The following is a 12,390-nucleotide window of genomic DNA, read 5'->3' on the forward strand; positions in this document are numbered from 1 at the left end:
GTCGGTCGGACGGCTCGGCGCCGCGGCCCGTGACCGGTCAGCAGCGGCGCGCCGGCATTCCGTCGACCAGGGTGGTCAGCAGGCCGCCGAGCACCTCGCGCTGGTCGGCGGTCAACGGAGCCAGGATCTCCTCTGCGGCCGCCCGGCGCGCGTCGCGCAGCGAGCGGAGCGTGGCGATGCCCTCGTCCGTGATCTCGATCCGGACCACCCTACGGCTGTCCGGATCGGGGACACGGCGCACCCTGCCGCTCGCCTCCAGGGCGTCGACCAGCGTGGTGACGGCGCGGGGGACCACGTCGAGGCGCTGCGCGAGATCCGCCATCCGGGGCGGCCCGTCGTAATGAGCGACGGTGCGCAGCAGCCGGAACTGCGCGGGCGTGATGCCGATCGGCTCCAGCTGGCGGCCCTGGATGCGCTGGAGCCTGCGCGTCAGCCGCAGCAGCTGTTCGGCGAGCATGCCGTCGGGATCGGGGGAGTCCATGGGGGAACGATATCAGGACCCCGTTCATTGTGAGTGTGGGTAACAATGAGCTATGCTCTCATTCGGCTCGACTGTCACGGTCGCGATCCCCGCGCCCGGGCGGCCCGCCCCGTCCCGTTGCCGCACGTCCGACGAAGGAGCCCATGAAGCCCGACGAACCCACGTGGACCCCACCGCCCGAGGACGCCGCCCGGCCGCCCGCCGAGCTGCGCCGCATCCTCCGCCTCTTCCGCCCGTACCGCGGCCGCCTCGCGGTGGTCGGACTGCTCGTCGGCGCCTCGTCGCTGGTGTCGGTCGCCTCGCCGTTCCTGCTCCGCGAGATCCTGGACACCGCCCTCCCGCAGGGGCGGACCGGGCTGCTCACGCTGCTCGCCCTCGGCATGATCCTGACCGCCGTGATGAACAGCGTCTTCGGCGTGCTCCAGACCCTCATCTCCACCACCGTCGGCCAGCGCGTCATGCACGACCTGCGCACCGCCGTCTACACCCAGTTGCAGCGGATGCCGCTCGCCTTCTTCACCCGGACCCGCACGGGCGAGGTCCAGTCGCGGATCGCCAACGACATCGGGGGCATGCAGGCCACCGTCACCTCGACGGCGACCTCGCTCGTCTCCAACCTCACCGCGGTCATCGCCACCGTCGTCGCCATGCTCGCGCTCGACTGGCGGCTCACCGTCGTCTCGCTGCTCCTGCTGCCGGTCTTCGTCTGGATCAGCCGCCGGGTCGGCCGCGAACGCAAGAAAATCACCACCCAGCGCCAGAAGCAGATGGCCGCCATGGCCGCCACCGTCACCGAGTCGCTGTCCGTCAGCGGCATCCTGCTCGGCCGCACGATGGGCCGCTCCGACTCGCTCACCCAGGGCTTCGCCGAGGAATCCGAGCGGCTGGTCGACCTCGAAGTGCGCGCCAGCATGGCCGGACGGTGGCGGATGTCCACGATCGGCATCGTCATGGCCGCCATGCCGGCCGTCATCTACTGGGCCGCCGGCACAGCCCTGCACTCCGGCGGACCCGTCGTCTCGATCGGCACCCTGGTCGCCTTCGTCTCCCTCCAGCAGGGCCTGTTCCGCCCCGCCGTGAGCCTGCTCTCCACCGGAGTGCAGATGCAGACGTCCCTCGCCCTCTTCCAGCGGATCTTCGAATACCTCGACCTCACCGTGGACATCACGGAGCCGGAGAATCCGGTGCGTCTGGAGAAGATCCGCGGCGAGGTCCGCTTCGAGAACGTGGACTTCAGCTACGACGAGAAGAGCGGCCCGACCCTCAGCGGCGTCGACGTCACGGTTCCCGCCGGAGCCGGACTGGCCGTCGTCGGCCCCACGGGGTCCGGCAAGTCCACCCTCAGCTACCTGGTGCCCCGGCTGTACGACGTGACCGGCGGCCGGGTCACCCTCGACGGGGTCGACGTGCGCGACCTCGACTTCGACACCCTCGCCCGTGCGGTCGGAGTCGTCTCGCAGGAGACGTACCTCTTCCACGCCTCGGTCGCCGAGAACCTGCGCTTCGCGAAGCCGGACGCCACGGACGAGGAGATCGAGGCGGCGGCCCGCGCCGCACAGATCCACGACCACATCGCCTCCCTCCCCGACGGCTACGACACCCTGGTGGGGGAACGCGGCTACCGCTTCTCCGGCGGCGAGAAGCAGCGCCTGGCCATCGCCCGGACGATCCTGCGCGACCCTGCGGTGCTGATCCTGGACGAGGCCACGAGCGCGCTCGACACCCGGACCGAATTCGCCGTGCAGGAGGCCATCGACGCACTCTCCGCCGGACGCACCACGATCACCATCGCCCACCGGCTCTCCACCGTCCGCGACGCCGACCAGATCGTCGTCCTCGACGGCGGCCGCACGGCGGAACGCGGCACCCACGAGGAACTGCTCCGGCTCGACGGACGGTACGCGGCACTGGTCCGCCGCGACACGGAGATGGCCCCGGTGGCGGGCTGACCGGGAAACATACCGCCGGGCATGGCGTCCCCGGGGCCGGGACCGGCGCGGGTTAGCGTGCCCGCATGGCGCACGAGACCCCGGACATCCCGCCTCCGGTCACCCCGCCCCGCCGCCGCACGCGCCTGACCCGGCGCGGCCGCCTGACGCTGCTCATCGGCTCCCTCCTCGTCCTCGTCGTGGCCGCGGCGGTGCTCGTCCCCGTGCTCACGCGAGGGCCGAAGACCCAAGAGGCGGCCCGCACCCTGGTGATCCCCGAGGGCCGCCGGGCGACCCAGGTCTACGCGGCAGTCGACCAGGCCCTCGGCATCCCCGCCGGCACGACCGCGGGGGCGGCGCCGACGTCGGACCTGCCGCTCCCGGCCGCCGCCAAGGGAAACCCCGAGGGCTACCTCTACCCGGCGACGTACCCGGTCACCTCCGCGACCACCCCGAAGAGCCTGCTGCGCTACATGACCGACACGGCGGGCCGCCACTTCGACGCCGACCGCATCACGGCGGGCGCACGCCGCAACGACGTGACCGTGTACCAGACGGTGACCATCGCCAGCATCGTCCAGGCCGAGGCGGACACCGAGGCGGACATGGGCAAGGTCGCCCGCGTCATCCACAACCGCCTCGACCGGGGCATGCCCCTCCAGATGGACTCCACCCTCAACTACGCGTTGAACCGCAGCACACTGGACACCACCACGGGCGACACGAAGCTCGCCAGCCCCTACAACAGCTACGCCCACAAGGGCCTCCCGCCCACCCCGATCGGCAACCCGGGCGAACAGGCGATGACCGCGGCGATCACCCCCACACCGGGCCCCTGGCTGTACTTCGTGACGGTGGGCCCGGGCGACACCCGCTTCACGGACGACTACGCGGAGCAGCAGCGGAACGTGGCGGAGTTCAACCGGAACCGTGAGGGAGGGGGATGAGACGAGAGGGTGCCTGCCCTCAGGCGAAGGCGGGCACCTCCGCGGGCGCCGCGGCCTGCTCCTCCCGCAGCAGCGCGACGATCTCCCGCACGGCGGCCCGTCCGGCGCGGTTGGCGCCGATCGTGCTGGCGGAGGGGCCGTAACCGACGAGGTGGACGCGCGGGTCGCGTACGGCTCGGGTGCCCTCGACCCGGATGCCGCCGCCGCGCTCCCGCAGCCGCAGGGGGGCGAGGTGATCGATGGCCGCGCGGAACCCGGTGGCCCAGAGGATGACGTCGGCCTCGATGCCGCGGCCGTCGTCCCAGGCGACACCGGTGGGCGTGATCCGGTCGAACATGGGGAGCCGGTCCAGCACCCCGGACTCGCGGGCCCGCCGGACGGAGTCGTTGACGGGCAGCCCCGTCACGCTCACCACACTCTGCGGCGGCAGCCCGCGCCGCACCCGCTCCTCCACCATGGCGACCGCGGCCCGCCCCTGGTCCGCCCCGAAGGGCCCCTCCCGGAAGACCGGCGGCCGGCGCGTGACCCAGTGGGTCTCCGCCGCGACCTCGGCGATCTCCATCAGGTGCTGCGTCCCGGAGGCGCCGCCGCCCACCACGACCACCCGCTGTCCGGCGAACTCGGCCGGGCCCGGGTATCCGGCCGTGTGCAGCTGCCGGCCCCGGAAGGTCTCCTGCCCGGGGTAGCGGGGCCAGAAGGGCCGGTCCCAGGTCCCGGTCGCGTTGACCAGGGCCCGCGTCGCGTACGTACCCTCGGAGGTCTCCACCAGCAGTCGGCCGCCTTCGCCCTCGCGTACGGCGGCGACGTCGACCGGCCGGTGCACGCGCAGCCCGAAGGCGCGCTCGTACCGGTCGAAGTAGGCCCCGATGACCTCGGACGAGGGCCGCTCCGCGTCCGCACCGGTCAGCGTCATGCCCGGCAGCGCGTGCATGCCGTGCACCTTGCCGTACGTCAGCGAAGGCCACCGGAACTGCCAGGCGCCGCCCGGTGCCGGCGCATGGTCGAGGACCACGAAGTCGCGGTCCGGCTCCAGCCCGCTGCGCCGCAGGTGGTACGCGGCGGACAGCCCCGCCTGCCCGGCGCCGATCACCACGACGTCCACCGACCGCATCGCCATATCGTTCACGCTTCTACCAACTAAGACGGGCTCACGGAACTTCCCGCGTGCCCGTCGCTCAGCGGATTCGGCCCGAGGGCGCGGCAGGATGGGCAGCATGTCTTCTGCCGCCTTCACCACCACGGTCCTGCACCTCACGACGGGCTCGACGGAGACCGTCACCGACCTGACATCGGACTGCGAACAGTTTCTCACCCGCGCGGCCTCCGGCCGCGACGGCCTGCTCAACATCTTCGTCCCGCACGCCACCGCCGGGATCGCGGTCCTGGAGACCGGCGCGGGCAGCGACGACGACCTCCTCTCCGCCCTCCACACCCTGCTCCCGGCCGACGACCGCTGGCAGCACCGCCACGGCCACCCCGGCCACGGCCGCGACCACGTGGTCCCGGCCCTCGTCCCCCCGCACGCGACCCTGCCGGTGATCGAGGGCCGCCTGGAACTGGGCACGTGGCAGTCGGTGTGCCTGGTCGACACGAACGTCGACAACGCGGAGCGGCGGGTGCGGTTGAGCTTCCTGGGATGATCGGAGGCGCTGCGGTCGGCTGCTTCCGCGCGCACCCCCTCTACGTGCTGTTCAGACGGTGCGTCTCACCTGCAGTGCACGCCGAGTCAGGAGAAGCCGGGACCAGACATGACCGACGAACTGCCTTCAGGTGCCGACGCCCCCGTTCTGCGCGACCGGTCCGGCCGGAGCTATCCGCTGGACGATCCGCGCTGGCGGGGCGACGACGGGGGTCCCCTCGCCGTCAGTGCGCTGCCGGGGCTGCGGCCGGAGCAGATCGACGCTGCCGAGCGCTCCCTCTGGCGCTATCACGCCGCCCTCCCCGTCCCGGCCGGCCGCCGGGTGAGCCTGGGCGAAGGCTGTACGCCGATGATCCCGGTCGACTGGGGCGGCCGGCGGGTGCACTTCAAGCTGGAGTGGTTCAATCCGACCTCCAGCTTCAAGGACCGGGGGGTGTCCGTGATGATCTCCCACCTTGCGGCGCAGGGCGTGGACCGGGTGCTCGAGGACAGTTCGGGGAACGGCGGCTCCGCGGTGGCCGCGTACGCCGCCGCTGCCGGTATCCGCGCCAGGATCATCGTCCCGGCCGCCACCTCGGCGGCCAAGATCCTCCAGGCCCGGGCGTACGGAGCCGAGATCGAGCTCGTGGCGGGGACCCGCGACGAGGTCTCGGAGGAGGCGATCCGGCAGTCGGAGCGGATTCCCTACGCGAGCCACAACTGGCACCCCATGTTCCTCCAGGGCACCAAGACCGTCGCCTACGAGATGTGGGAGTCCCTGGGCTTCACCGCGCCCGACAACGTGGTCCTGGTGGCCGGAGCCGGCAGCAACGTCATCGGCTGCGACCTCGCGTTCGGCGAGCTGCTCGCCGCCGGACAGATCGACAGGCGCCCGCGCCTCTTCGTCGGCCAGCCCGAGCACTGGGCGACCATCGCCGACACGCTCAACGGCGTCGCCCCGGGCCACCGGGGCGAACGGGTGCCGACGATCGCCGAGGGCGCGTCCATCGCCCGACCGGTCCGGCTGCCCGAGGCGGTGGCGGCCGTCCGCCGCTCCGGCGGAGCCGCGTACGCCGTGCCCGAGGCGGAGATCCACGCCGCCGTACGCGCCCTGAGCGCACGCGGCCTGTACGCCGAGCCGACCAGCAGCGTCGCGGCGGCGGCCCTCGACCACTTCATCGCCTCCGGTGAGATCGCGTCGGACGAGACGACCGTCGTCGTGCTCACCGGCGCGGGCCTCAAGTCCGCCGAGAAGATGGCCGCGGTGTTCACCGGTTACGGTGACGGCGTCCGGGAAGCGGACAGCACGGAGTAGCCGTGCCGACGAGCGAGGGACCCATCATGAGTGAACCGGCCAAGCCCGAGGTCGAGGTGCCGGAGGGCGCCGCGCCCACCGAGTTGACGACCCGGGACCTGGTGGTCGGGGAGGGGCCCGAGGCGCTGCCGGGCAGGGTGGTCCGGGTCCACTACGTCGGGGTCACGTTCGCGACCGGGAGGGAGTTCGACTCCTCCTGGGAGCAGGACCGGCCGTTCAAGTTCGCCGTCGGTGGCGGCAAGGCCGTCAAGGGCCTGGACCGGGGCGTGCGCGGCATGAGGGCCGGCGGCCGGCGCGAGATCGTCGTGCCCCCGCGTCTCGGGTACGGCAAGCAGGCACCCTCCGCCTCCATCCCGCCGGACTCGACCCTGATCTTCGTCGTGGACCTTCTCACGGTGGTGGGGCCGGGCGGCGCGGCCTGAACCCGGCGCGCCCTACCTTCCGCCCCGCCGCCGACGCGCGCGCTCGAACGCGGCGTGGTCCGAGATCCACGGGCCCAGTCCGTCGAGCGCCGCGCAGCCGCCACGGACGAAGGCGCTCACCAGGCTCCGGTACCCGCCGATTCCGTCGACCAGGCCGTACTCGACCCGGTACTCCGGGCCGGCCCCGCCCGCGCCCTCGCGCACGGTCGTGATCCGGGCGGCGGAATCCGCGTAGAAGTGGACCTGGATTCCTTCGCCCCTCTCCTCGTCCTCGATGGTGAAGACCTCGTTGTCCGACGCGACACGATCCTCGACGAACTGCCAGAACTCCACCGCGGCGCTGCGGGGACCGCCCGGGCGCCACTTCTTCTCGGCGTCCTTGTCGTCGGTGAACGTCAGGACCGTGCGGCCCTCGGCGGTCTCCTCGTACGCTTCCAGGGGGGTGCTCCTGGCGCGGTCGACGGCCTCGGAGCACATCAGGAATCCCACGCTGCGCACCGCCTCGTCGGCGAGGCCCGGGTGCGCCCGGCGGACGGCCGCCCCGACCGCCGTCGCCATCCGCTCCCAGTCCGCCTTGTCCGTGCCCCGCCGGCCCCGGCGCGGATCGCGGCCGATCCGCAGGCCGGCGCACGCGTGCTCCGCGGTCGCGACCACCCGCATGACCTCGGGCAGCAGCACGGCGTCGACGGCGTCGGGCAACCGTCGCGGGACCGTCGCGCCGTGCACGTACTGGCCGGTGTACCTCAGAACCGCCGCGTCGAGCGGCCCGAGCACGGTGCCGCGCTCGGCACGACGGCGTCGGGCGTGGTACTCCTGGGCCCGTTTCGCGTCGGACGCCTCCGTCGCGGTGCGCATCGCCGCACAGACCTGCCCCCGGTCGAGCAACTCGACGCCGGCTCCGTGCGCGACGAGCCGGCCCCTGTCCCAGGGGATGCGCCGGAAGTACGCGTCGACGGCGGCGGGCCCGGCGAGCAGGACCGGGTCCAGGAGCGCGACGGCGGCTTCCTCATCGAGAGGGCCCCGTGTTCCGGCGGCATCGCACAGCGGAAGAACCGCGCTCCACAGCAGCAGATGCCGGCCCAGGTCCTCCCGGATAACCGCGAGATGCTCCTCCGCGATCGGGAACGAGAACGTACGGGGCTCATGATTGGCATCCGCCCCGGCCCCGAGCACCAGCCTCAGCACACCGTCCTCGCGGACCACGCTCGGAATCCAGCCGCTCCCGCGCGTGAACACGACATCACTCATGGCCCCAGTCTTCCCCACCGGCCGAGACCGGCTCCGTCCGGGCTTGACCGGGCGGTACGGCTCCGGGGATACCTTGACGCATGGATCTTCGTACCCGGACCTCCCCCTGGCTCACGCGTCGTCGCGAACGGGGCGGCGCGGCGCTCCACGTGTATGTGTTCGCGCACGCCGGGGGGTCCTGCGGAGAGTATCTGGCATGGGGTGACCTGGTGCCGGAGGTGCAGTTCTGGGGCGTGCAGTTGCCCGGGCGGTCCGTACGGCGGGCGGAGGACGCGCACACCTCCGTCGGGGCGCTCGTCGGTTCGCTGGTCGGTGAGACGCGGTTCGCCGGGCCCTTCGTGCTGCTCGGGCACAGCTTCGGCGGGCTGCTGGCGTACGAGACGGCGCGGGCGTTGCGGCGGCTGGGGCGGGAGATGCCCGAGCAGGTGATCCTGTCGTCGTGCCCCGCGCCGCACTCCTTCGGCGGCGCGGAGCCGGCCCGGTGGCTGCACACCCTGCCCGACGACGACCTGATCACCGCCGCCGAGGCGCGGTGGGGGCCGCTGCCCGAGCAGGTGCACGGGGACGCGCGGCTGCGGCGGCTCGTCCTCGCACCGCTGCGGGCCGACATCCAGCTCTTCGAGACGTACGCCCACGCGCCGGGGCCCCCGCTGGACGTGCCCGCGACCCTGCTCTGCGGCACCGAGGAGCAGGACCGGCTGGCCGGCGAGAGTGCCGGCTGGGGGCGGTGGCTGAGCCGGGTCACCCGCCGGCTCGCCCTGCCCGGCGGGCACTTCTACTTCCGCGAGGACCCCGGGCCGCTGCTCGACGTCGTCCGCATGGTGGCGGGGGAGGTCCGTGAGGCGCGGTCTACCAGGCGTCCTCGTCCAGCGTCATGAGGACGGCGTCGTCGCGGTCCGCGATCTCCCGCTGGGCGGCGACGAGCGGAAGCACCTCCGCGGCGAAGAAGGCCGCCGTCGCCACCTTCCCCCGGTAGAAGGAGCGCTGGGCGCCGCTCCCGGCGGTGGCGGGGTCCGCGAGCAGGCGCGTCGCCACCCCGGCCTGCCGCAGGAGCAGCCAGGCCAGCAGGACGTCGCCCGCCGCCATCAGCAGCCTCGTCGTGCCGCGCCCCACCTGGTAGGCGGCCTGCGGGTCCTCCAGGGACGCGAGGAGGTGTCCGCCGAGGCCCGTCGCCATGGCCTGGAGATGGTCGGCGGCCCGGGCGAGCAACGTATGGGCGTGGGCGAGCGTGCCGTCCTCCGGGGTCCCGGCGGCGGTCGCCCGCACCTCGTCGAGGAGGGCGGAGAGCGCGCCGCCCTGGTCCCGGGCGATCTTGCGGAAGAAGAGGTCCATCCCCTGGATCGCGGTCGTGCCCTCGTAGAGCGTGTCGATCCGGGTGTCGCGGATGTACTGCTCCATCGGGAAGTCCTGCGTGTAGCCCGCGCCGCCCAGGGTCTGCAGCGCGTGCCCCAGCTGCTCGCAGGCCCGCTCGGAGCCGTAGCCCTTGACGATGGGCAGGAGCAGGTCGTTGAGGGCGTGCGCCGCGTCGTCGCGGGTGCCCGCCGCCTCCGCTTCCGCGATCCGGTCCTGGACGGCCGCCGTGTGCAGGACGAGGGCCCGCAGCCCCTCCGCGTACCCCTTCTGCAGGAGCAGCGAACGGCGCATGTCCGGGTGGCGGAGGATGGGCACCCGGGGCGCCGACTTGTCGGCCAGTGCGGTCAGATCGGCTCCCTGGGTACGGGACTTGGCGTACGCGAGGGCGTTGCGGTAGGCGGACGAGAGCGTCGCCATCGACTTGGTGCCGATGATCATCCGGGCCTGTTCGATGATGTGGAACATCTGCCGGATGCCGTCGTGCCGTTCGCCGAGCAGCATCCCGACGGCCGGTTCCCCCGCGCCGAAGACGAGTTCGCAGGTGGCCGACGCCTTGAGGCCCATCTTGTCCTCCAGCGCGGTGGCGAACACCCCGTTGCGAGGCCCCGGTTCACCCGTCAAGTCGGCCGGCCGGTACTTGGGGACCAGGAAGAGCGAGAGCCCCTTCGTCCCGGGGCCGGCGCCCTCCGGACGGGCCAGCACGAAGTGCAGGATGTTCTCCGCCAGATCGTGCTCGCCCGAGGTGATGAACCGCTTCACGCCCTCGATGTGCCAGGTGCCGTCCGGCTGCGGGACGGCCCTGGTCCGGCAGGCGCCCACATCGCTGCCCGCCTCCGGCTCGGTCAGGACCATCGTCGCGCCCCACCCGCGCTCCACGAGCAGCCGCGCCAGCCCCCGCTGGCCGGGCGTGCCGAGGCGGTCCAGGATCTTCGCGAAGCCGGCGGTCGACTGGTACATGTACAGCGCCGGGTTGGCGCCCAGCACCAGTTCGGCCACGGCCCAGCGCAGCGACGGCGGCACGCCCGCCCCGCCGAGCGACTCGGGGAGGTCGAGCAGGTGCCAGCCGGAGTCCGTCCAGCGGGCGTACGCCTTCTTGAACGCCTCGGGCAGCGTGACGGTACGCTCCGCCCGGTCGTACATTGGCGGGTTCCGGTCCGCCTCGACGGCGGAGTCGGCGAGCTCGTGCACGGCGAGGCGTTCCACCGCGGCGAGGATGTCCCGGGCGGTCTCCGGCGTGGTGCCCGCGAAGGGCCCGCGGCCGTACGCCCGCGCGCGGCCCAGGACCTCGAACAGGTTGAACTCCAGGTCCCTGAGGTGCGACTTGTAGTGGCTCATCGCCGGTGATCTGCTCCTTCTCGCCTCGTACGGCGGCGTGGATACGGGTGGGGCCGTCCGGAGGGGCTGGCGGCACGGGCCGCCGGCCCCTCCGGCGGGTCAGGCGAACGTCACCCGGGCGACGGGTTCGATCAGGCCCTCGTCGAGCAGGGCGCGGCAGCGGAACCGCTGGATCTTCCCGCTGGGCGTCTTCGGGATCACCCCGCGCGCCAGGAACAGGCACTCCGCGAGTGCGACCCCGGTCCGCTCCAGGGCCAGCAAGGCCGCCTCCTCGGCGATCGGCCGGAAGTCCTTCGGGTTGCCCTGCGCCTCCACCATCAGCACCAGCCGGGCCGTCCCCGAGTCGCCCGCGTCGACCACGGCCGCGCACCCCTTGCGGATGTTCCTCAGCGCGTCGACCGCCGACTCGATCTCGGAGGCGTACACCTTCCGGCCGCCCACCGAGAGCATGTCGTCGGCGCGTCCGAGGACGTACAGCTCGTCGTCCAGCACGAAGCCGAGGTCACCGGTGCGCAGCCGGCCGTCCTGGAAGCGCGCGGCGGTGCGCTCCGGGTCCGCGTAGTAGCCGCCGGCCAGGCTCGGCGACGACACGAGGATCTCGGACACGGAGCCCGCGCCGCCCGCCCGGACCGAGACGCCCGGCAGGGCCACGCCGTTCGAGACGAGCCGGGTCGCCCTCGGGTGGTCCGGCGCCACCTCCACCACCGAGCCCTCGACCAGCGCCGGACCGTCGAACGCGAGGGCCTTCGGCGCCTGCGCCCACGGCTTCCCGGCCACCGCGAGCGTCGCCTCGGCCATCCCGTACGCGGGCTGGAAGGCGGTGTCGGCCAGACCGAAGGGCCGGAACTTCTCCGTCGCCGCCGCGAGGGTGTCCCAGTCGACGCGCTCCGCGCCGATCACGGCCGCCCGCAGTTTCAGCTCCTTGGGCAGCGTCCCCCTGCCCTGGGCCCGCGCGGCCAGATACACGGCGGTGCTGGTGCCCGCCGTCATCGTCGCCCCGTACTCGGACATGTCACGGAACCAGGTGCGCGGCGCCATGCCGAACCGCTCGGGCGTCGACAGCACGAAGTCGAAGTCGTACGCCCACGAGTACAGCAGACAGCCGAACATGCCCATGTCGTGCGAGACGGGCAGCCAGGAGGCCACGGTGTCCGCTCCCGGGCGGCCACCCGTCAGATGCAGGATGATCCGCAGCTGCTCCTCGATCGCCCGGGTGGTGAGCGCGCAGCCCTTCGGGGTGCTCGTCGAACCGGACGAGTACTGGATGAAGGCCACGTCGTCCCGGCCCGGCGGGCTCGGCTCGACACGCCCCGTGCCGCGCAGCATCGCCCACCCGTGCACCGGGAGCTCCTTGCTCAGCTCCGCCGGGACCATCGGGGTCAGCGCGTCGTCGGTCACCAGCAGCGTGGGGTCCAGCCGCGCCGTGAGCGCCACCAGTTGCTCCCCGTACGCCTCCTGGCTCTGGCCCCGGGTCGGCAGCGGCAGCGAGGCCACCGCGCCGCCGGCCAGCCACGCCGCCAGGAGGCCCCGGACCGAGTCCGGCGTGTTGGTGAGGACGGCGGCCACCCGGGTGCCCGGCCCGACGCCCAGCGCACGGAGCTGGGCGGCCATGCCGTGGGCGTCCCTGACGACTTCGCGCCAGGGGGTGTGCTCGAACGCCTCGCCCGTCCACTCGTGCAGCACGCCGTGCGCGTCGCCGTAGGTCAGGGCGTTGAAGAACTCCATCTGCGTGATCCCCCTCTG

11 protein-coding genes are annotated in these 12,390 nt (G+C 73.0%); 6 read left to right on the forward strand and 5 right to left on the reverse strand.

Annotation, left to right across the window (positions count from 1 at the left end; all coding sequences use genetic code 11):
• Positions 1-37: 37 nt before the first annotated feature.
• Positions 38-481 carry a MarR family winged helix-turn-helix transcriptional regulator gene (locus tag ACFUJY_RS31095; protein WP_383305739.1) on the reverse strand — a complete coding sequence of 148 codons (444 nt, stop codon included), beginning with the start codon at positions 479-481 and terminating at the stop codon, positions 38-40.
• Positions 482-624: 143 nt separating this feature from the next.
• On the opposite strand from ACFUJY_RS31095, the gene ACFUJY_RS31100 reads away from it, so the two are divergent.
• Both ACFUJY_RS31100 and mltG read left to right on the forward strand, forming a co-directional pair.
• Entirely contained in the window at positions 625-2,430 is a 1,806-nt protein-coding gene (locus ACFUJY_RS31100; protein ID WP_383305741.1) for an ABC transporter ATP-binding protein, read from the forward strand.
• A gap of 65 nt (positions 2,431-2,495) precedes the next feature.
• On the forward strand, positions 2,496-3,356 hold the full coding sequence (gene mltG, locus ACFUJY_RS31105; protein ID WP_383305743.1) for an endolytic transglycosylase MltG: 861 nt from the start codon (positions 2,496-2,498) through the stop codon (positions 3,354-3,356).
• A gap of 19 nt (positions 3,357-3,375) precedes the next feature.
• Here the strand turns inward: mltG and ACFUJY_RS31110 are convergent, their stop codons facing one another.
• Positions 3,376-4,467, reverse strand: a complete 1,092-nt coding sequence (locus ACFUJY_RS31110; protein ID WP_383305859.1) for an NAD(P)-binding domain-containing protein — start codon at positions 4,465-4,467, stop codon at positions 3,376-3,378.
• Positions 4,468-4,570: 103 nt separating this feature from the next.
• Between ACFUJY_RS31110 and ACFUJY_RS31115 the strand changes: the two genes are divergently transcribed.
• The 3 genes from ACFUJY_RS31115 to ACFUJY_RS31125 all read left to right on the forward strand — a co-directional run bounded on the left by ACFUJY_RS31115 (position 4,571) and on the right by ACFUJY_RS31125 (position 6,711).
• Positions 4,571-4,996, forward strand: a complete 426-nt coding sequence (locus ACFUJY_RS31115; RefSeq protein WP_383305745.1) for a secondary thiamine-phosphate synthase enzyme YjbQ — start codon at positions 4,571-4,573, stop codon at positions 4,994-4,996.
• Positions 4,997-5,104: 108 nt separating this feature from the next.
• Positions 5,105-6,289: a pyridoxal-phosphate dependent enzyme gene (locus ACFUJY_RS31120; RefSeq protein WP_383305747.1), complete on the forward strand. Its 1,185-nt coding sequence runs from the start codon at positions 5,105-5,107 to the stop codon at positions 6,287-6,289.
• 26 nt (positions 6,290-6,315) lie between these two features.
• Positions 6,316-6,711, forward strand: a complete 396-nt coding sequence (locus tag ACFUJY_RS31125) for an FKBP-type peptidyl-prolyl cis-trans isomerase (RefSeq protein ID WP_383305749.1) — start codon at positions 6,316-6,318, stop codon at positions 6,709-6,711.
• A 12-nt stretch (positions 6,712-6,723) separates the two neighbouring features.
• On the opposite strand, the gene ACFUJY_RS31130 is transcribed toward ACFUJY_RS31125, so the two are convergent.
• On the reverse strand, positions 6,724-7,959 hold the full coding sequence (locus tag ACFUJY_RS31130) for a DUF6357 family protein (RefSeq protein WP_383305751.1): 1,236 nt from the start codon (positions 7,957-7,959) through the stop codon (positions 6,724-6,726).
• A gap of 80 nt (positions 7,960-8,039) precedes the next feature.
• Between ACFUJY_RS31130 and ACFUJY_RS31135 the strand changes: the two genes are divergently transcribed.
• A complete protein-coding gene (locus tag ACFUJY_RS31135; protein ID WP_383305753.1) occupies positions 8,040-8,837 on the forward strand; it encodes a thioesterase II family protein in 798 nt (265 codons plus the stop codon).
• On the opposite strand, the gene ACFUJY_RS31140 is transcribed toward ACFUJY_RS31135, so the two are convergent.
• Together ACFUJY_RS31140 and ACFUJY_RS31145 are read right to left on the reverse strand one after the other, a co-directional pair.
• A complete protein-coding gene (locus ACFUJY_RS31140; RefSeq protein ID WP_383305755.1) occupies positions 8,809-10,647 on the reverse strand; it encodes an acyl-CoA dehydrogenase in 1,839 nt (612 codons plus the stop codon). The two genes, ACFUJY_RS31135 and ACFUJY_RS31140, sit on opposite strands and share 29 nt — an antisense overlap.
• A gap of 99 nt (positions 10,648-10,746) precedes the next feature.
• Positions 10,747-12,372: an AMP-binding protein gene (locus ACFUJY_RS31145; protein ID WP_383305757.1), complete on the reverse strand. Its 1,626-nt coding sequence runs from the start codon at positions 12,370-12,372 to the stop codon at positions 10,747-10,749.
• Positions 12,373-12,390: the final 18 nt, after the last annotated feature.

The organism is Streptomyces sp. NPDC057249 (assembly GCF_042669245.1).
GTDB lineage: Bacteria > Actinomycetota > Actinomycetes > Streptomycetales > Streptomycetaceae > Streptomyces.